At 53.0% G+C, this 19,375-nt stretch carries 17 protein-coding genes; 2 read left to right on the forward strand and 15 right to left on the reverse strand.

Features of this window, described 5'->3' with window-relative positions; genetic code table 11:
- Window positions 1-168: 168 nt before the first annotated feature.
- Complete coding sequence (locus tag ONV78_RS27620; RefSeq protein WP_216738475.1) at window positions 169-513, forward strand: type 1 pili tip component; 345 nt, start codon at window positions 169-171, stop codon at window positions 511-513.
- A 39-nt stretch (window positions 514-552) separates the two neighbouring features.
- On the opposite strand, the gene mazG is transcribed toward ONV78_RS27620, so the two are convergent.
- From mazG to cysM, 4 genes are all read right to left on the reverse strand, one after another.
- Window positions 553-1,416, reverse strand: coding sequence for a nucleoside triphosphate pyrophosphohydrolase (gene mazG / locus ONV78_RS27625; RefSeq protein WP_279507771.1), 864 nt, complete (start codon window positions 1,414-1,416; stop codon window positions 553-555).
- A complete protein-coding gene (relA, locus tag ONV78_RS27630; protein ID WP_279507772.1) occupies window positions 1,416-3,656 on the reverse strand; it encodes a GTP diphosphokinase in 2,241 nt (746 codons plus the stop codon). The genes mazG and relA overlap by 1 nt, the downstream gene beginning before the upstream one ends.
- 44 nt (window positions 3,657-3,700) lie before the next feature.
- Window positions 3,701-5,041 carry a 23S rRNA (uracil(1939)-C(5))-methyltransferase RlmD gene (gene rlmD / locus ONV78_RS27635; protein ID WP_279507773.1) on the reverse strand — a complete coding sequence of 447 codons (1,341 nt, stop codon included), beginning with the start codon at window positions 5,039-5,041 and terminating at the stop codon, window positions 3,701-3,703.
- Window positions 5,042-5,148: 107 nt separating this feature from the next.
- The gene (gene cysM, locus ONV78_RS27640; RefSeq protein WP_279507774.1) at window positions 5,149-6,039 is read right to left on the reverse strand and encodes a cysteine synthase CysM; all 891 of its coding nucleotides are present in this window, start codon (window positions 6,037-6,039) and stop codon (window positions 5,149-5,151) included.
- 308 nt (window positions 6,040-6,347) lie between these two features.
- Here cysM and ONV78_RS27645 point away from each other — a divergent pair, with 308 nt between their 5' ends.
- The gene (locus ONV78_RS27645; protein WP_216738480.1) at window positions 6,348-9,221 is read left to right on the forward strand and encodes a response regulator; all 2,874 of its coding nucleotides are present in this window, start codon (window positions 6,348-6,350) and stop codon (window positions 9,219-9,221) included.
- A gap of 38 nt (window positions 9,222-9,259) precedes the next feature.
- Here ONV78_RS27645 and recO read toward each other — a convergent pair whose 3' ends face one another.
- The 11 genes from recO to rpoE all read right to left on the reverse strand — a co-directional run bounded on the left by recO (window position 9,260) and on the right by rpoE (window position 19,244).
- Window positions 9,260-9,976 (reverse strand): DNA repair protein RecO, encoded by a 717-nt coding sequence (gene recO / locus ONV78_RS27650; protein WP_279507775.1) that lies wholly within the window; start codon window positions 9,974-9,976, stop codon window positions 9,260-9,262.
- A 17-nt stretch (window positions 9,977-9,993) separates the two neighbouring features.
- Window positions 9,994-10,908: a GTPase Era gene (gene era, locus ONV78_RS27655; protein WP_216738482.1), complete on the reverse strand. Its 915-nt coding sequence runs from the start codon at window positions 10,906-10,908 to the stop codon at window positions 9,994-9,996.
- Window positions 10,905-11,585 carry a ribonuclease III gene (gene rnc, locus ONV78_RS27660; RefSeq protein ID WP_216738483.1) on the reverse strand — a complete coding sequence of 227 codons (681 nt, stop codon included), beginning with the start codon at window positions 11,583-11,585 and terminating at the stop codon, window positions 10,905-10,907. The genes era and rnc overlap by 4 nt, the downstream gene beginning before the upstream one ends.
- Window positions 11,582-11,950 carry a DUF4845 domain-containing protein gene (locus tag ONV78_RS27665; protein ID WP_279507776.1) on the reverse strand — a complete coding sequence of 123 codons (369 nt, stop codon included), beginning with the start codon at window positions 11,948-11,950 and terminating at the stop codon, window positions 11,582-11,584. Before ONV78_RS27665 ends, rnc begins: the two co-directional genes overlap by 4 nt.
- Window positions 11,951-12,031: 81 nt before the next feature.
- Window positions 12,032-12,799 carry a signal peptidase I gene (gene lepB, locus ONV78_RS27670; protein ID WP_279507777.1) on the reverse strand — a complete coding sequence of 256 codons (768 nt, stop codon included), beginning with the start codon at window positions 12,797-12,799 and terminating at the stop codon, window positions 12,032-12,034.
- 49 nt (window positions 12,800-12,848) lie between these two features.
- Entirely contained in the window at window positions 12,849-14,648 is a 1,800-nt protein-coding gene (lepA, locus tag ONV78_RS27675; protein WP_216738486.1) for a translation elongation factor 4, read from the reverse strand.
- Between the two features lie 200 nt (window positions 14,649-14,848).
- The gene (locus ONV78_RS27680) at window positions 14,849-16,258 is read right to left on the reverse strand and encodes a DegQ family serine endoprotease (RefSeq protein ID WP_279507778.1); all 1,410 of its coding nucleotides are present in this window, start codon (window positions 16,256-16,258) and stop codon (window positions 14,849-14,851) included.
- Window positions 16,259-16,408: 150 nt separating this feature from the next.
- Entirely contained in the window at window positions 16,409-16,843 is a 435-nt protein-coding gene (locus ONV78_RS27685; RefSeq protein ID WP_279507779.1) for a SoxR reducing system RseC family protein, read from the reverse strand.
- The gene (locus tag ONV78_RS27690; protein ID WP_279507780.1) at window positions 16,840-17,868 is read right to left on the reverse strand and encodes a MucB/RseB C-terminal domain-containing protein; all 1,029 of its coding nucleotides are present in this window, start codon (window positions 17,866-17,868) and stop codon (window positions 16,840-16,842) included. Before ONV78_RS27690 ends, ONV78_RS27685 begins: the two co-directional genes overlap by 4 nt.
- Before the next feature lie 3 nt (window positions 17,869-17,871).
- On the reverse strand, window positions 17,872-18,504 hold the full coding sequence (locus ONV78_RS27695) for a sigma-E factor negative regulatory protein (protein WP_279507781.1): 633 nt from the start codon (window positions 18,502-18,504) through the stop codon (window positions 17,872-17,874).
- A gap of 143 nt (window positions 18,505-18,647) precedes the next feature.
- Window positions 18,648-19,244, reverse strand: a complete 597-nt coding sequence (rpoE, locus tag ONV78_RS27700; RefSeq protein ID WP_216738491.1) for an RNA polymerase sigma factor RpoE — start codon at window positions 19,242-19,244, stop codon at window positions 18,648-18,650.
- Between the last annotated feature and the right edge of the window lie 131 nt (window positions 19,245-19,375).

Genomic DNA, 19,375 nt, shown 5'->3' on the forward strand with positions numbered 1-19,375 from the left:
TCGGAAGCCGCCCCGCCGTATACGGTCTAAACTGAATATAACCCCCGCGGAACCGCCCGCGTCACGTTCGGCCACCTTCTCAGGCCGCTACGTACATGCTCTTATGGCCCGATTATTGGGGGCCTCCTAGACTGAAATTGATGTCGTTTGTTTTACATAGGCCGCTTTATGAAAATTAACGCTCTCGTACAAAACTGGGAAAACACCGCTAACGTTCGCCTTACGAACAAGGAATATCCCCTGCGCCTGCGCATAGAAGATGCAGCCAGAGTCGCAGCCCTTGCAGAAATGTATCCACTTCGCAGTCAGGAAGAAATCATCAGCGAACTCCTGTCCGCCGCGCTGGATGAGCTGGAAAGCAGCTTTCCTTACGTGCAGGGAGTCAAAGTAGTGGCGGAAGATGAAATGGGCGACCCCATGTACGAAGATGTCGGCCCAACGCCAAGATTTTTGCAGTTGAGCAAGAAGTACATCAGCCTGCTCAAGCAAGAGCTGAAAGCGGCCAATAGCTAACCGTATGCAAAGATGCGCGCTGTCTGCGCGCATCTTGCCTTATAGGCCTTCTTCTTTAGCTTTATCCCAAAGCAAGTCCATTTCCTGCAACGACGCATCGTCCAGAGTCTTGCCCTGCTCTTGCAGTAGTGACTCGATGCGGGAAAAACGCCTGATGAATTTGGCGTTAGCCCTGCGCAAGGCCGCCTCGGGATCAGCCTTGACGAATCGCGCCAGATTCACGCAGCAAAAAAGCACATCTCCCAACTCATCTTCCAGCTTATCCTGATCTAGAACCGGCGCCGCCAGCTCGTGGCGTAGCTCATCTATTTCTTCATGGATCTTGTCGAGAACAGGGTTGATTTCCGGCCAGTCAAAGCCATGCAACGATGCTCGCTTCTGCAGCTTTTGCGCTCGCTGCAGCGCAGGCATGGCGTTGGGAATATCCGCCAATACACTTGAGGGCGCTGTCGACTCTTGCACTTCGCCCTGCTTCTTCAGCTCTCGTTCCTGCTGCTTAATGCGCTCCCAATTGGCCTTAATCTGTTCTTCGCTGATAGTTTCCCCTGGGGGCAAACGGCTTTCCAGGGTTCCATCAGGAAATACATGAGGATGCCGGCGCAACAGTTTACGCACGACGCCATCCACAATATCCGGCCATTGAAACAAGTCTTTCTCTTGCGCCAGTTGTGAATAGAAAACCGCCTGAAACAGCAAATCCCCCAGTTCATCACGCAAGTGCGGCCAATCTTCGCGCTCAATCGCATCCGCTACTTCATAGGTTTCCTCTATGGTGAACGGAACGATGGATGCAAAGTCCTGCTTCAAATCCCAGGGACAACCGTCCTTCGGGTCCCGCAGGCGGCGCATCAGATATAAAAGATCTTCCAGGGTGTATTGGACGCCCTTGTCTTTCTCGCTCATCACCCTTCTCCCGGTTTGGCGCGGCGCGCATCGATAATGTTGGGCAGCCTCCGAATACGGTCGAACATGCGGCCCAATACATCAATGGAAGTTACTTCCACGGTCAGACGAATATCCGCGGTACTCTGATTCTTGTCGGTATTTGTCAATGCCGCGGTCACGTTGATCTTCTCATTCGCCAGCAACAAGGTGATATCCCGCAATAGTCCGGGGCGGTCATAAGCATTAATAACCACATCCACAGGATAGGTGTACTCGGTATCGCCCCAACTCACTTCTATCATGCGATTGGGCTCGACCGTCTGTAGCTGCAGCGCGTTGATGCAATCTTGTCGGTGAATGGAAACACCCCGGCCAATAGTGATATAGCCGACAATGGGGTCGCCCGGGGCGGGCTTACAGCAGTTCGCCATCTGAGTCATCAGGTTACCGACGCCACGGATGTGAACATCGGAAGACTTAGCGCTTTCCTGCGCTGTTCGTAGGTGCAGCGACAACTGCTCATCCCGCGGCTCCAGCATGTTCTGCGCCGTGTGCGCCACCTGCATCGGCTTGAGATCGCCGGCGCCAATGGCGGCGAACATGTCTTCCGCGGAAGGATAGTTTACTTTTTGCGCCAGATCGTCGAAGTCCAGCTGCTCCAATGACAGACGTTTCAGCACACCTTGCAGGATATCGCGCCCTTCTTCGACATTTTGATCGCGATCCTGCAGCTTAAACCAATGGGTGATTTTCGCCCGCGCCCTGGAAGTATTGGCATAGCCCAGATCCGAGTTAAGCCAGTCGCGACTGGGGCGAGCCTGATTCGAGGTCAGAACCTGCACCTGATCGCCGGTTTTCAACTTGTAGTTAAGCGGTACGATTCGGCCGTGAATCTTGGCGCCCCGGCAAGCGTGCCCGATTTCCGTATGCACCTTGTAGGCGAAATCAATAGGCGTCGATCCTGCTGGCAAATCAATAACATGCCCGTCTGGCGTGAACACATAGATGCGGTCGCTGACGATGTCGTTGCGCCACTGATCAACAAGCTCTGAAGTCTTGCTTCCCAGTTCGTCCTGCCACTCGAGCACTTGCCGAAGCCAGGCGATTTTCTGCTCGTAACCGTGTGATTTCTGCTGCGTATCCGTGCCTTTATATAGCCAATGCGCACAGACGCCCAGCTCCGCTTCTTCATGCATTTTTTGCGTGCGGATCTGCACCTCCATGATTTTCCCGGAAGGACCCACTACTGCTGTGTGCAAAGATTGATACCCGTTTTGCTTCGGGTTGGCGATATAGTCGTCAAACTCATGGGGAATGTGGCGCCACAACGCATGCACCACCCCTAAGGCGGAGTAGCAGTCGCGAATGCTGGGAACCAGAATACGAATGGCGCGGATATCATAGACTTGCGAAAAGTCGATCCCCTTACGATGCATTTTGCGCCATATGCTGTAAATGTGCTTGGCCCGACCGGAAAGCTCCGCTTTGATGCCACTGGCTTCCAGCTCCTGACGCAAAGCGGAGAGCGCCTCCTCAATAAACTTCTGCCGGTCCAGGCGGCGCTCGTCCAGCAACTTGGCGATCTTTTTATAGGCGGTCTCATGCAGATAGCGGAAAGACAAATCTTCCAGCTCCCACTTCAGATAACCAATCCCCAAGCGGTGCGCCAACGGCGCGTAAATATCGAAAACTTCTCTGGCGACGCGGTGGCGTTTGTCGGACCCTGCGTTTTTGACGTCTCGAATGGCGCAGGTTCGCTCGGCCAGCTTAATCAACGCCACGCGCACGTCGTCGATCATGGTGACAAGCATGCGGCGAATGTTGTCCACCTGAGTCTGAGTCTGCCCCAGCACACTGCCCTGAATAGGATGACGCAGGCTGGAAATCGCCGCCATCTGGGAAACGCCTTCAATCAGTTTGGAGACTTCTTCGCCAAACTCTTCGTTCACTCTGACAAGGGAGAGCTTACCTTCACGCACCGCGCGGTAGAGCACAGCCGCAATCAAGCTGGGCGTATCCAGCTGCAGCTCTGACAGAATCTGCGTCATTTCCAAACCGGTCAGAAAGCTGCTGGAGCCTTCCGACCAAAGATTTCCGGCGCGCACCGCCTCTGATTCGATCTCTTTCGCCAGCAGGCAGGCGCGACGAAACGACGCCACATCCTCCAGTTCAACCTGTTGCTGTAAACGGTCAATCCAACCGTTGATATCAACTGACCCGTCCTGAGCCAAAGGATAATCTTCGCGAACTTTAACCATAGTGACGCCTTTCGCCAGACTCTCTTATTTTCTGAGTAACGGGCTTACGCTTTCTCGAATAAGGCCATTGACTCGACATGGGCCGTATGCGGGAACATATCCATTACCCCGGCCTTGATCAGCTTGTATCCCTGCGCCGCCAGAATGCCGGCGTCCCGCGCCAAAGTAGCGGGGTTACAGGACACATAAACAATTCGCTTCGCCCCAAAACGGGTCATTTGCTTCGCTAACTCTTCCGCGCCAGAGCGCGGCGGGTCCAGCAGGACTTTGTCATAAGTGCGCAGCCATGCATGCTTCGCCTCATTCACCGGAGCCAAGGGAAGATGCAGGTCCGCCGCATGAAACTCTACGTTGCTGACGCCGTTGATTTCCGCATTGGCGTAGCCTCGACGCACCATATCTTCGCTGCCCTCTACACCCACCACATGCGCCGCCGAGCGGGCAATAGGCAGAGTGAAGTTACCCAGTCCGCAAAACAGGTCAAGGATAGTCTCGCCCTCCTGCGGCTGCAGCCATTCCAGAGCCTGCGTCAACATGCGACGGTTGATATCGCGATTGACCTGAGTAAAGTCCATTGGATGGAACTGCATCGTCAAATCATAGTCGCTCAGTTGATAACTGAGCAGTTCCTGGCCATCTTTCGGCCACAATTTGGCGACGGTATCGGGACCTTTTGGTTGCAAATAGATTGCCAACCCGGTTTGCTCGGAGAAAGCGATCAGTTTTTGCAAATCATCTTCAGTAAGCGGGTCCATATGACGAATTACCAAGGCGCAAACATCATCGCCCGCCGCCACTTCGATCTGAGGAATGCGCTGATAGCCGGAGAGGCTTCGAATCAGCGCTTTCAGCTCAGGAATACGGCCGCCGACGGACTCGATCAATATCGGGCATTCGTCAATGGCGGTCAGGAAATTACTGTAGCGCTCGCGGAAGCCGACCAGAACTTCATCGCGCTTGGCGACATAACGCACGCCCAATCTTGCTTTTGTGCGATAACCGCGCCCCGCGCCCACCAGAGGCGGAACAACCTGCTCAGGCTTCAGGTCGCCAAAATGTCTTAGGTGATCCAGCAGCACAGACTCTTTGTGGCTGATCTGAAAGCCCAGATCAACATGCTGCATGCTGCAGCCGCCGCATAGTTTTGAGAATTGACAGTCAGGCTCAATGCGTTGTGGATGCTGCGTCAGCACCTCTTCTACAGCAAGCTCATCATAGCTGCGACGACTGTTTACATATCGCGCAGTCACAGTTTCGCCAGGCAATGCGCCTTCGACAAACAGGGTTTTGCCGTCTTTATGGGAGACGCCACGCCCTTCGTGACTGAGAGATTCAATTTCGCAGGTAATGGACTCTTGGGGTAACTTCTTTCTACGACGAGACATGCTTATAAACCTGGGCTATGGGGCCGATCTGGATAAAAAGCCGGCCATTATAGCGGCCTCCCGCAACAGATATAAGGGCTTTGGCGTCACGCTCCGGCGCGACCGCTTTAGCCGCGGAATACGCCGGTAGACAGGTAGCGGTCGCCCCGATCACAGATAATGGCGACGATCACCGCATTTTCAACCTCACGGGAAATTCGCAGCGCTCCAGCGATGGCGCCGCCGGAAGATACGCCACAGAAGATCCCCTCTTCCCGGGCCAGGGCGCGCATGGTCTCTTCGGCTTCCTGTTGAGCGATATCCAAAACCAGATCCACGGACTCAGGCTGGTATATTTTGGGCAGATACTCTTCCGGCCAGCGACGAATGCCAGGAATAGAGGCTCCGTCAGCAGGCTGCAGCCCGACAATCTGAATCTCCGGATTGCGCTCTTTGAGGTAACGAGAGGTCCCCATGATGGTGCCGGTGGTTCCCATGGAGCTGACGAAGTGAGTAATAGCGCCATCAGTTTGCCGCCAGATTTCCGGGCCCGTCGTCTTGTAGTGCGCCAGGGGGTTATCCGGGTTAGCGAACTGATCCAGCACCTTGCCTTTTCCTTCTGACTCCATTTGCTTGGCGAGGTCACGCGCGCCTTCCATGCCCTCTTCTTTGGATACCGAGATGATTTCCGCACCATAGGCGGTCATTGCGGCGCGGCGCTCTTCACTCATATGCGCAGGCATGATCAGGACCATACGGTAGCCTTTGATCGCTGCAGCCATAGCCAGAGCAATCCCGGTATTGCCGCTGGTCGCTTCAATCAACCTATCGCCAGGCCGGATGTCGCCCCGATTTTCCGCCTCATGAATCATGCTCATGGCGGGACGGTCTTTGACTGATCCCGCTGGATTATTCCCTTCAAGTTTCGCCAGAATGACGTTACTGGTGTCGCCGGGCAGTCTCTGCAATCGAACAAGCGGTGTGTTTCCAACGTAGGCTTCAATCGTGGGGTATGACATCTTTAACGTTCGCTTCTTTTTAAATTCAATCAATTAGCTGTAGAATCGGAAAAGTCCTTGTCCGCTGCGGCGGCGCTGTGACAATGACTCGACGTCGCCTGAGCAAAAATCCGGTCCCTGTTACGCCATCGAACCATTTCCGTCGATAGCCGCGTTCGGACTTGATATTGGCCGAACATCGGCCATGATAAGCAATAATCTGAGAGTGGCGATATATTCTTTTTTAATATAAAAATCACTTTATATCATAAATACCATAATATGCCGTTTATCCGCGCCTCCTCTACAAGCCGCCGAAGGGCCCCTGCATGAAACGTTGGGGAATAAAAGTAAAGGTCATCTTATTGACCTTGGCGCCATCGCTCACTATTGCGTTCACGTTGTCCGCAGCCTTTGTATTTACACGCCTGGACGATCTTAGCGACGTGCTTCTGGAGCGCGGCTCCGACTCCGCCCGTCACCTCGCAAACGCTGCGGAGTATGGCGTTTTCACCGGAAACCGTCGTCAATTGATTGGGTTAACCAACGCCGTATTGGAAGAGAAAGACATTCGTTCAGTCTCGATTTACGGACGCCAGCGTCAGATATTGGCCCATGCCGGTCCGCGCATTCAGGAAGAGCATACAATCCCCGCCAGCTTATCCACCCAGCTTACGATTTACTCCAGCGAGGATGTGCTGCGCTTCACCGCGCCGGTCACCTTACAGGACCTTAGCCTGAGCGAAGACGCCAACTTACAGGAGTCTGAAACCACCAATGGTCTGCAGGACAACATTTTGGGCTGGGCTGTCATTGAAGTCTCCCGAGCGCCGACACAGGTCGCCAAATATCGGACCATTCTCTTTGCCGTCAGCGCCGTGTTCAGCGCAATTATTGTCTGCACTATCCTGGCGTTGCGTTTAAGTCGCGACCTTACCTCGCCACTGTCTCAAGTGGCGCAAGCGCTTACTCGTATAAAAGAAGGCAAGCTGGACACACGTGTCTATATAGAAGCGAGCCCCGAGCTGGCTTTGCTGCAAGACGGCATCAACTCCATGGCGGAAGCTCTCGCCAAGGCCCGCAGTGAGATGCAGCAGAATATAGATCAAGCCACGGAAGACCTGAGAGAGACTCTGGAAACCATAGAAATCCAGAATATTGAATTGGACATGGCTCGCAAAGAAGCGATCGAAGCCAGCCGGGTGAAGTCCGAGTTTCTCGCCAACATGTCCCATGAAATCCGCACACCGCTTAACGGCATCATCGGGTTCACGCATCTTCTGCTGAAATCCAATTTGGGACCACAGCAACGGGACCAGCTCAACACCATCCTGAAGTCGTCCGAGATCCTGCTGACGATCATCAACGACATCCTCGACTTCTCAAAAATCGAGGCTGGCAAGCTGGTGCTGGACAACACCACCGTCAACCTTCAGGAAATCGTGGAAGACGTTCTCACCATGCTCGCCCCGGGGGCCCACGAGAAAAACCTGGATCTGGCGGGACTCGTCTATTCCGATGTTCCCAGCCACATCATGGGCGATCCGCTGCGCATCAAACAGATCGTCACCAATCTGGTCAACAACGGTATTAAATTCACTCAAAGCGGCGAAGTGGTGGTGCGCGTCATGCTGGAGGACGAGTCCGACGAGCGCTCGCTCATCAAAATAACGGTCACAGACAGCGGCGTAGGACTCTCTCGCGTTCAGCAGCAGACGCTCTTCAGCGCATTCAGTCAGGCGGATGCGTCAACGGCAAGGCGTTTTGGCGGCACGGGTCTTGGTCTGGTCATTTCCAGACGCCTAACCGAGCAAATGGGCGGTCAGATCGGAGTAGAGAGCGAGCTTGGCAAAGGGTCGACATTCTGGATCGAGCTTCCTGTTGAAATCGCCCCCAACCAACCGGACAACGAGCTTAACCACCGTTTGTTCGAGGGCGAGCGCGTCATCTATCTTGAGCACCAGAAAAAAACTGGACTGGCGGTGGAGCACACACTCAACAAATGGGGCTCCAATGTCACGCAGGTGGACAATATCAAAGACTTGGCGGACAAGGTGGAAGAGGCTCAACGCAAAGGCGAAGGCTTCGCCGTCGCGATTATTGGCCTGACCCGCCACCACTTGCGTTCTAACTCGTACCTGCAGACCGTGCGCAAGCTGGAATATAAACTCGACTGCCGAACGCTAATACTGACCCCCACCATCGACACCGGCAACGAAGAGCCGCCAATATTGACTGACGCCTCAACGTTCCTGATCAAGCCGGCGTCACAGCGACGGCTGGCGAATGCGCTTAGCTGGCTGATTGAAGGACGTTCTGAAGAAGAGGAAGCCCCATCAGCAATATCCATCAAGCAACTGAACGCCACCAGCGGCCGCAAGCCGTTGGTATTAGCGGTTGATGACAACCTCGCCAACCTCAAACTGGTGGAAGCCTTTCTGTTAGACCTGGGAGCCGTGGTGGAAACCGCCATGAGCGGCTACGAAGCACTCACCAAAGCCAAGCAGAAGCGCTTTGACGTGATTTTCATGGACGTACAAATGCCTGGAATGGACGGAGTGGAAACTACGATCAAGATTCGTGAGTTTGAGGCAGGCAAGCGACGCACGCCGATCATCGCCCTCACCGCGCACGCGATGTCAGAAGAGCGCAAACAGCTATTACAGAGCGGCTTTGACGACTACCTCACCAAACCCACTAATGAAGATGAACTGCAGCGCATTATAGAGCGCAGAACCGGCTTCCAGTTGTCCCCGCAACCATTGCTGACTCAACAGCCTGTGCGAGAGCCCGGCAAGATAAAGCCGTCAGTGAAAGCCGCCACCGAGCCATGTGTGGATATTCGCAGTTGCGTCACGCTTGCTGGAGGCAAAAAAGGACTGGCGGAAGAGTTATTTTCCATGCTGCTTGAGAATCTACCGGAAGAGCGCAAGTCTATTGAAAGCGCCTGGGAGCAACAGGACAGGTCTGAGCTGCTGGAGCGTGTTCACCGCCTGCATGGCGCGACGCGCTACTGCGGAGTCCCCTTGCTACGCAACGCGGCAGCGGAGCTGGAAGGACAGATCAAGCGCGACGTAGAGCCACTGGAAACGGCTGTTTCCGCGCTCTTTGAAGAGATAGAAAGAGTGCTTTACTGGTCAGACAGAAATGACTGGCAAACGGAGTTCAGGGAGTATCAAACTCAGTCAGCTCCTCAGTCCTAGCGAGGCTGGGATTTCGCAGTACCTGACTTCGGCGGCGGTTAGCCCTTAGTTAGTTTAAGGTAACTGCGCATCAGCTCCCGGGAGTGCAGCGGACGACCGCCTAACAGTTCATCCAGGCAGCGACGCGTCAGCTTCTTGGCGGCGGCGAGACTCCCAGGAACAGACCAGTCCCGCTCAGCCATTGCAAGCAGATGCCGCCCCTCTATCACAATTGAGTATGGCTCTGGCGTTCGACTAACGCCTTCGGTAAGGGAAAAGTGATAAGCAATATTACTTTTCACCACATCCCCTGTCGCGCTCTCGACACAAAAATCCACGCCAAAGCCCAGCTCATTAAGCAGCGTAAACTCCAACTCCCGTAATCCGGGCTCAAGATTCGTTTGGGGAAGCGACAAAAATGTCAGGCTTGATTTATAAGCGTCAAAAACGTCCCGACTGCTTTCCAATGGCTGCAGCAGCTTCAGCAACAACTCATTGAGATAAAGGCCAGCATAGATAGCGGCCCCCGCCAGAGGATAACGGAGGTTAGTGGTTTCGCATCGAATGAGGGATTTGAGTTCGCCGCGCCCTCCCAGCTCAACCTCCAGTTCAGTAAAAGGCTGGAGTGTGTTTAGAGCGCCTTTCCTGCGACCGCCGCCTTTCATAACAGCGGAAGCTTTACCGTCAGCTTCGGTAAGCAGATCGACAATCTGGCTGCTTTCGCGATACGGCCGACTATGCAGCACATAGGCGGCTTGCAGCGAAACCCGGTGCATAGCGGCCGATATTTCCGTTAGCGGTCGTCGTAACCCAGGCTTTGCAGAGCGCGCTCGTTATCGCTCCAGCCAGACTTCACTTTCACCCAGGTTTCCAACATGACTTTGCTTTCAAACAACTTTTCCATGTCCTTACGCGCATCGGAACCAATCCGCTTGATTCGCTCCCCTTTCTGGCCGATCACAATCTTTTTCTGACCTTCTCTTTCCACCAGGATCAGAGCGCTAATACGCAGCAATGCGCCTTCACGCTTAAACTGCTCGATCTCTACAGCAATTTCATAAGGCACTTCGTTGCCTAACTGGCGCATGACTTTTTCACGAATAATTTCCACCGCCATAAAACGTTCGCTACGATCCGTGATTTGATCTTCAGGGAAGAAATGAATCCCCTGCGGCAGCATTTCGTTAATAACAGTTTCCAATCGATCAATATTCAGTCCACGTAGAGCGGAAAGTGGAATAATGTGCTGAAACTCGCACATCTTCTGCACTTTATCGATAAATGGCAGCAGATCGTCTTTATTTTCCAGCTTGTCCACTTTATTGATCGCCAGAATGCGCGGACGATTCACCTTGGCGATTTTTGACAAGACGTAGTCGTCTTCTTCTGTCCAGCGCTTCCTATCAACGACAAAAACTATCACATCCGCATCTTTAATCGCTGAAGAGGACGCTTTGTTCAGCACCCGATTAAGGGCTTTCTTGTCCAACTGGTGCAAGCCTGGCGTATCGACATAAATAGCCTGGTAGTCACCCTCTGTCTTGATACCTAAAATCTGATGCCGGGTAGTTTGCGGCTTCTTCGAGGTAATACTGATCTTCTGCCCCAGTATATGGTTCAACAGGGTGGACTTACCTACGTTCGGCCGACCTACAATCGCAACATAACCGCAGCGGCTATTTTCTTGTGAACTTACTTCAATACTCACTGATCCACTCCTAACGCCACCAATGCTTGTTTCGCCGCTTTCTGCTCCGCCACTCTCCGGCTGCCGCCAGTCCCTTCTGTCGGGTCAGACAGGCCGTCTATTTCACACCGCACATGGAAAGTTTGGGCATGCGCTTCTCCCTGTACGGAAATAACCTCGTAGCGTGGCAGATTAAGCTGACGCGCCTGCAAATATTCCTGCAAACGTGTCTTGGAGTCTTTCTGAGTATCCTTGAGGTTAAGCTTCTGCAAACGGGTTTCAAACCAGTTAAGCACCCTGTCGGCGCAGACTTCAAAGCCAGCATCTAAATAAATGGCGCCAATGATGGACTCCAACGCATCAGCCAGGATAGATTCCCGACGAAAGCCGCCGCTCTTCATCTCCCCTGACCCTAGGCGCAGATACTCACCCAGATCAAATTCCCTGGCGATTTCAGCCAGAGTCACCCCTTTTACCATTCTGGCGCGCAAACGACTCAACTGCCCTTCCCGCGCTTCTTCAAAACGACCAAAGAGGTAATCGGCGATAATAAAATTGAGGACAGAGTCCCCTAAAAATTCCAAGCGCTCATTATTACGACCACCGAAGCTGCGGTGGGTAAGCGCCAAAGTAAGCAAAGCAGGCTCTTTAAATGTATATCCAAGCGCACGTTGCAGTCTTTCCAGCTTAGCTGTCACTGATTATTGGCTTCCAATTGATGATGAAATGAAACAACGGCATCAATATTACTGACAATATTGGTGCGAACTTCATATATTAACGCCACAACGACCTTTGTTTTTTCTCGAGTGATTTTTATATTTTTTTTATCAAAGTTACGCACGCTGTTAACAGTAAAGTGTTTGTCCAGGTGGGAAATAATTTGCTCGTTTGACAGCTTGGCCAAGTCAGATTCACGCTTCAGGCCATCCAGAGAAGAAGAAACCGCAAAGTCATCAATATAAATAGGCCCAATCTTCAACCCTAAAGTGATAACGGAAATACCTATCAGTATCCAAACCAACACCATGACAAAAGAAGCACCCTGTTGATTCTTGCGCATATTCACTCCTTATCATCCTTTTATTAATCGATATTATTTAGAGAGTAGACGTTAACTCACTGTTTTTACACTAATGCGCACTTACTGTATCGAACCAACTCGTGAGAAAGAGGGCAATGACAAAAACTTTTCCCAGTGCATCCAGATAGCGAATGCCCTACCAACGATATTTTCATCTGGCACAAGTCCGATGTAACGACTATCTTTACTGCGATCCCGGTTGTCGCCCATCATGAAATATTTGCCTTCCGGCACGACCCATTTGCCTTCATGCCCAGTGTTTGGATAGTTTTCCTTTATGATGCGATGAAGTTTTTCACCCAGTTGCTCTTCGTAATAAAGCTCTCTGGGAGCGCCCGCGGGCAATGCGGCGATTAGCTTTTCATCAATAGGCTCACCATTGATGGTCAGCCGCTTGTCTTTATATTCCACTGTATCGCCAGGAACACCCACTACTCGCTTGATATAGTTGGTAGTGTTATCTTCCGGAGTGCGAAACACCATCACATCTCCCCGTTGCGGATCTCCCAAATCCAGGAACTTATACCCCAAAACAGGAACTCGCAGCCCATAGGAATACTTGTTAACAAGGATAAAGTCGCCCACTTCCAGAGTAGGCATCATGGATTGGGACGGGATCTGGAAGGGCTCGATAAGAAAGGAGCGGACCACCAATACCAAAAACAGAACAGGAAAGAAAGACCGGGAATACTCCACCACAACCGGCTCTTTGATCATCGCGTTGCTTCCCCCACGCGTCCTGACCTTAACAAATAGCCAAAAGCCTAACCAAATCAGACCTGAGACCAGGGTCAGTACAACCAGAATCAAAGAGAAATCAAAGTCCATCGTGTGTCCTATTCAGTTTGTATTTATTGCTTTCAGTCCGCAATTTGGCTTATTTATCGACCTTCAGCACAGCGAGAAACGCGTCCTGTGGAATTTCAACGCTGCCCACCTGCTTCATCCGCTTCTTACCTTCTTTCTGCTTCTGCAACAGCTTTTTCTTCCGTGAAACGTCGCCGCCATAACATTTGGCCAATACGTTCTTGCGTAACGCTTTAACGGTAGTTCTGGATACAATCTGTCCACCGATAGCCGCCTGAATCGCCACATCGAACATTTGACGCGGAATCAGCTCTTTCATTTTTTCCGTCAGCAGGCGGCCACGCGAGGCGGAGTTATCGCGGTGAACGATCAGCGCCAATGCATCGACTTTATCGCCATTGATCAGAATATCCAGACGCACCAGGTTAGCGGCCTGGAAACGAACAAAGTGGTAGTCCAAAGACGCATAGCCGCGGCTTACCGACTTGAGTCGATCAAAGAAGTCCAGTACGACTTCTCCCATCGGCAATTCATAGGATAGTGCGACCTGGTTCCCCAGGAACTGCATATTCTTCTGTACGCCGCGCTTCTCCACACAGAGAGCGATGACGTTGCCAAGATAAGTCTGCGGCACAAGAATATTGGCCTCAACGATAGGCTCGCGCATTTCCTCAATAAACCCAGGGTCCGGCAGCCTGGAAGGGTTATCGACTTTAATGACTTCGTTCTTTTTGGTCAGGACTTCATAGACTACCGTCGGCGCAGTAGTGATCAAATCCAGGTCGTATTCCCGCTCCAAGCGCTCCTGGATAATTTCCATATGCAGCATCCCCAGGAAGCCGCAGCGGAAACCAAACCCTAAGGCGTCAGAGGTTTCGGGCTCGAAAAATAATGACGCATCGTTGAGCGTCAACTTGTCCAACGCATCACGGAAGTCTTCGTAGTCGTCAGAGCTGACGGGGAATACGCCCGCGTATACCTGAGGCTGCACACGTTTGAACCCAGGCAAAGAAGCTACATCCGGCGTTTTCGCCAGTGTAATGGTGTCACCGACGGGAGCTCCGTGGATATCTTTAATGCCAGCGATAACATATCCCACTTCCCCCGCCTTCAGGCAGCCGGTCTCCGTACGCTTCGGGGTGAATACGCCGATTGAAGTCACCAGCTCCTGGGTCTTGGTCGACTTGATCAGGATTTTATCGCCTTTGTTCAGCGTTCCGTTTTTAACCCGCACCAAAGACACAACGCCCAGATAGTTATCAAACCAGGAGTCGATAATAAGGGCTTGCAACGGCGCATCCGGATCGCCTTCAGGGGGCGGCACTAACTGAACAATTTGCTCCAGACTCTCCTGGATGCCCATACCAGCTTTGGCGCTGGCTTCCACGGCGCCGGCGGCGTCAATGCCGATGATCTCTTCAATTTCATGGCGCACGCGCGCTGGTTCCGCCTGCGGCAGGTCCATCTTGTTCAGAATGGGAATAACTTCCAGCCCCATTTCGATGGCGGTGTAACAGTTCGCCACAGACTGTGCTTCAACGCCTTGCGCGGCGTCAACCACCAGCAAAGCGCCTTCACAGGCGGCCAAAGAACGAGAAACTTCATAAGAGAAGTCCACGTGTCCGGGAGTATCGATAAAATTCAGCTGATAACGGGAGCCATCTTTTGCGTCGTAATAGAGCGTTACGCTCTGCGCCTTGATGGTAATGCCCCGCTCTCGCTCGATATCCATAGAGTCGAGTACCTGTTCGGACATTTCCCGATCAGACAAACCGCCGCAATATTGAATAAAGCGGTCAGCCAAAGTGGACTTGCCATGGTCGATGTGGGCAATGATAGAAAAATTTCTAATATGGTTGAGTTTACTCACGGACTACTGTCACTCAGATTCAAAGTTGAAGGCGGCGAAATTTTAACAGCTCCGCCGAGTAAATTGCAGCGAATTAACAAAATACCCTCAGAATTCACACCGATATTGGGAGAAACGCCACTTTCCCTACAATAAAACGAGCAACGGCCGGGCTTCACCCTAAGAAACCCGGCCGCCCGCTTGCCCAGTCAGACCTGGGCCTACTTGTTGTTCAGCTTCAATACAATGAATGCTGGATTGCCCTGACGGATAATCAGTACTGGCAGCGACTTGCCAACCGGCAGCTTCTCAACCACCTCATGGAACTGCGCCACGGACTCTACATCTTTGTTGTTGATGCTGCTGATCACGTCATTGGGCTGAATTCCCGCCGTCGCCGCAGGTCCTGGGAACACTTGCGCCACCATGACGCCTCTCGATACCTGCATGCTCTCTTTTTCTTCATCCGTCAGATCGCGAACCTGTAAGTTCAGGGCGTTATTCTGCGGAGCGGTCTGACCTGCCGGTACGCTGGCCACGCCGTTGTCGTCCGCCGGCAACTGACCGATCTCGACATCGACATCCATTTCATCCCCACGTCGAACCACTTTCATTGTCGCCTTCACTCCCGGCGTGGTGCGCCCTACCAGATGCGGCAACTCAGAGGACAATCCAATCTCATTGCCGTTATAGCTGACAATGACGTCCCCTGGCTGCAGGCCGGCCTTATCGGCGGGGGAACCTTTCATGACCTGCGCCACCAATGCGCCACGCGGCTTGTTGAGATTGAAGGACTCCGCCAGATCCTTATTCACTTCCTGAATCAGCACACCCAACCAACCGCGCTTGACCGCGCCGGTGTCTTTCAGCTGATTCATCACATCCAATGCAACATCAATAGGAATCGCAAATGAAACGCCCATGAATCCACCTGAACGGGTGTAAATCTGAGAGTTGATGCCGACAACCTCCCCTTCGAGGTTGAACAGCGGCCCGCCCGAATTGCCAGGATTAATCGCCACGTCCGTCTGGATAAAAGGGACGTAACTTTCATTCGGCAGGCTGCGCCCCTTGGCGCTGACGATGCCTGCCGTCACGGTATATTCAAATCCAAACGGAGAGCCAATGGCGACAACCCACTCACCCACCTTTAACTCAGAAGACTTGCCCAACTTAAGAACAGGCAGATCATCCGCTTCCACCTTCAAAACCGCCAAATCCGACTTTTCATCCGATCCGATCAGCTTCGCCGTCAGTTCACGACGGTCCATCAGCCGGACGAAGATTTCATCTGCGCCCGCTACGACATGGTTGTTGGTAAGGATGTAGCCATCTTTGGACACGATGAAGCCCGACCCCATGGACTGGGCTTCCTGCGGGCCTCTGCGACGGTATGGGTCGCCAAAGAAGTGACGAAAGAATTCAGGAATCTGATCTTGCTCGGGACCGCCAAAATAATACTGGGCGCTATCGTCTCCGACTTTACGTACGGTGCTGATGTTTACCACCGCCGGAGAAGTTTTCTCCACCAATCCGGTGAAGTCAGGTAGATCAACGGCCCCTGCTCGCATGCTGATGACGGCGCTCATCCAAACCAGCAAAACCGCCGTATATTTCTGACAAACCTTCATATGCAACTCCACTTGGTTACCCAAACCACCCACGCGAAGCATGGGCACAGTCGTTTGACCCAGGCGCTCCAACCAGACGAGCCAACGCCTCTCGGCTCACATAGTGGCGTCAGATTTCCTTTAGACAATTGGAACTAGGCTATACGACGCTTAACAAAGCTTGCGTAATAATTGGGGATGGTAGGAGGGATTGCAAGACAGCCTTGATGACAAGATTTTAACAAAAACAAAGCCTAAGCCCAGTCCTGACAGGCCCGCCAGGGCCACGCCAAGATCCGGCCAATGCAGCAGAGATTGACTGACCCCAGCCAAAATGATCATCGCAATCAGAGGCGCCAGATAAACCAACAGAGAGGCGTTGAGCAACGCCTGCTCAGCAACGCCAATCTCCACTTCGTCTCCGACGTCGACATCAAACGTTTTCGCCACTTTAATCTGGGTCGAGGCGCCATCGCTCATCTGATTGAGAAGTCGCGAACCGCAGCCCTTTCGGGCTGAGCAGCTCTGGCAGACGGACTCCCTGATGGTCCTTACCCAGACTTCATGGTCGCCGACAGCAACAACTTTTCCGGTTTCCAGTATCAAGAGGCGTCTCCAGCGGATGGACTTGACTTCATATTATCCGCCACCCGCTTGACTGTCTCAATGGGCACCTCACCCACAACCGTAATGACGTAGGTCATGCCTCCGTGCCTGATATGTTTCGAGTAAGCAGTGGTCGCTCCCATGCGTGAAGCCCCTTCCGGCATGGCCTGGGGGCTATTCTCTTCGACAAATATGCTGAACATGGTCAAACCGTCGCTGTATACCTGCGTGCGCATATCTCCAGGCATTATATCGTTGCGCTTGGTTACGTTAGGCGACATGCTGAACCCCTTCGGAAGCCAGGCGGGCATCCATTGCTCCGGCAAAGTCTCTGAGGTTTCTCCTTGTTTTGGCTCTAACGCTTTAGTATCCGCCTCAGGCATTGAAGGCGCCAGCTCCTGGTCCGTCACTTGCGCCCCCAGCTCCAGCACCGTGTACTGGAAGTGCTCCAGCACCTCGCCCTTACGGTTGGTCAGAAGAGATTTGAGCAGCATACCGGAGTTTTTCTCCAGCCACAGGTAGTAGCTGTAGCGGTACTGATCCTTGGCCATGACCGCCATTTTCAACACATCATGCCCGGCTACCCGCTCCTCTCCGGCCATTTTCAACTCGTAGACCGAGTCAACATCGGAGCCGCCATTCAAAACCGCCCCCGGAAAAGGCCCGGTGTAGGCAGCCTGCTCCAGTCGAACCTGCTTGCCGCCGGGAAACACGCAAATCAGCATGTCTCCGTCTCGAATGATCTCCCTCATCTCACCGTCCATGGCGACCAAACGCTCTTTCTCAACGCCATTCTGCGAACGATGAAAGACCTTCATTGAGCTCATTTCATCACCACGGCTATAGATAAATGCGCCACGGTAAGAGAGTTCCTGACGCGCCTCCAACATGCGCTGCAGCCATTCTTGCGGCCCTGACGCCTGCGCTGACGCCGAAATCAAAGACATCAGCGCTAAAACCCAGACCAGACTCCACTGTCGGATATCATCCTTGATCGCCGCCGCTTTACGAATTACCAGTTTCATTGCTTACCTGCGCTGCTCCGTTCCTTGCCCCTCTACCACCTCAAAGGCGCTCAAACGGGCATAAGGAGAAATAACCTGCGAGCCGTTTAGCGCAGCCTGCTCGGCATGCTTCATCAAATAGGCGTTCAACCTTCTCGCATGCTCTGCGGAGAATTGAACCGCATCTTCGCTTTCCGCACCGGAATCCGCCACCAAATGAGAGCCGGCGCCGTTCACATTCAACGCCGGCGCACTTTGCTGTCCGCTGGCGACCGCAGGAGCAGGTTGCGTCGTGTTTGGCCCGCCGGAGAATTCCACCATAAATACAGCAGCGAAAGCGACCGACGCTGCAACAGCGACTCCTCGCCACCAACCGCCGCCGGCGCGAGCCTCTTCTGGCTCAGCCTCCTCTTCTACAACGTTCTCATTGCGATCAACGCCTTCCTCTTCCTCCAGCGCTGACCAAATGCCCTGCCTCAGATCAACATGCGCCCATTGCGCAGCCTCTTCGTGGAGCTCATCGCGAACACGCTGATACCGACTCCAGGTCGCCATCACCTCTTCATCGTGGGACTGCGCCAATATACGGCGCACCTCCAGCTCATCCGCTTCTCCATCCAAAAGCGCGGACATAGATTCTTTCAGTCGTTCATTCATAACCGTCAACCTCTGCAAATCCGGAGCCTGTGCGCCGCTCCGGCTTCTCTGTAATACTTTTCATTTCGCCAACCCTGGTGATTCCCGGCGTCCCCGTTGGAAAAACCCATGACGCTCCAGCCTTCCCTCGTTCTCCGCCCATTTCAGGCGCGCATTTTCTGTTCCAACATCGGCGCAATTCGCGCATCCACCGCGTCCCGGGCCCTGAAAATTCTCGATCGCACAGTCCCTACGGGGCATTGCATGATCTCTGCGATTTCTTCATAGCTAAGGCCATCGAACTCACGCAGCGTCAGGGCTGAGCGTAAATCTTCAGGCAACTCATCCAGCGCCTGGAATATCGCCTGTTTAACCTGATCGCGGTGTACTTGGCGCTCAGGGGAGTCAATATCTTTCAAAGCGGAGCCGCCCTCATATAAAACCGCCTCGTCCGCGTCCACATCCTCCCCTGGGGGGCGACGCCCTTGAGCCATAAGGTGATTTTTCGCCGCATTGATAGCGATACGGTAAAGCCAAGTGTAAAACGCGCTCTCACCCCGAAAATTGGCGAGCGCCTTATAGGCTTTGATGAAGGCTTCCTGCGCAACATCCATCACTTCGTGATGATCGCGGATATAGCGGGCGATAATCGCCATGACTTTGCTTTGATATTTCACCACAAGCATGTCAAAGGCGCGCTTGTCGCCACGCTGAACCCGCTCAACCAATTGTTGGTCTGTCGTCTTGTTAGGAGCGCTCATATTTTCCTTATTATCCAGTAATTCAGCGCGACCACGCGTTGATTCAAGAGCGGTCAAAACCTGCACTGACATAAAAGAACCACCGTTTGCTGCGTCTATAAAAGTTGATTGCATAGCCCTATAGACACAAC

Source organism: Hahella sp. CR1 (assembly GCF_029813005.1).
Lineage (GTDB): Bacteria > Pseudomonadota > Gammaproteobacteria > Pseudomonadales > Oleiphilaceae > Hahella.

Excerpts from the sequence above, each read along its gene's own strand:
- lepB (WP_279507777.1), bottom strand. The coding sequence starts at position 12,799 with ATGGACTTTGATTTCTCTTTGATTCTGGTTGTACTGACCCTGGTCTCA.
- recO (WP_279507775.1), bottom strand. The coding sequence starts at position 9,976 with ATGCACCGGGTTTCGCTGCAAGCCGCCTATGTGCTGCATAGTCGGCCG.
- ONV78_RS27690 (WP_279507780.1), bottom strand. The coding sequence starts at position 17,868 with ATGAAACTGGTAATTCGTAAAGCGGCGGCGATCAAGGATGATATCCGA.
- cysM (WP_279507774.1), bottom strand. The coding sequence starts at position 6,039 with ATGTCATACCCCACGATTGAAGCCTACGTTGGAAACACACCGCTTGTT.
- rpoE (WP_216738491.1), bottom strand. The coding sequence starts at position 19,244 with ATGAGCGCTCCTAACAAGACGACAGACCAACAATTGGTTGAGCGGGTT.
- ONV78_RS27695 (WP_279507781.1), bottom strand. The coding sequence starts at position 18,504 with ATGAATGAACGACTGAAAGAATCTATGTCCGCGCTTTTGGATGGAGAA.
- ONV78_RS27665 (WP_279507776.1), bottom strand. The coding sequence starts at position 11,950 with ATGCGCAAGAATCAACAGGGTGCTTCTTTTGTCATGGTGTTGGTTTGG.
- ONV78_RS27680 (WP_279507778.1), bottom strand. The coding sequence starts at position 16,258 with ATGAAGGTTTGTCAGAAATATACGGCGGTTTTGCTGGTTTGGATGAGC.
- rlmD (WP_279507773.1), bottom strand. The coding sequence starts at position 5,041 with ATGTCTCGTCGTAGAAAGAAGTTACCCCAAGAGTCCATTACCTGCGAA.
- ONV78_RS27645 (WP_216738480.1), top strand. The coding sequence starts at position 6,348 with ATGAAACGTTGGGGAATAAAAGTAAAGGTCATCTTATTGACCTTGGCG.
- relA (WP_279507772.1), bottom strand. The coding sequence starts at position 3,656 with ATGGTTAAAGTTCGCGAAGATTATCCTTTGGCTCAGGACGGGTCAGTT.
- ONV78_RS27620 (WP_216738475.1), top strand. The coding sequence starts at position 169 with ATGAAAATTAACGCTCTCGTACAAAACTGGGAAAACACCGCTAACGTT.
- mazG (WP_279507771.1), bottom strand. The coding sequence starts at position 1,416 with ATGAGCGAGAAAGACAAGGGCGTCCAATACACCCTGGAAGATCTTTTA.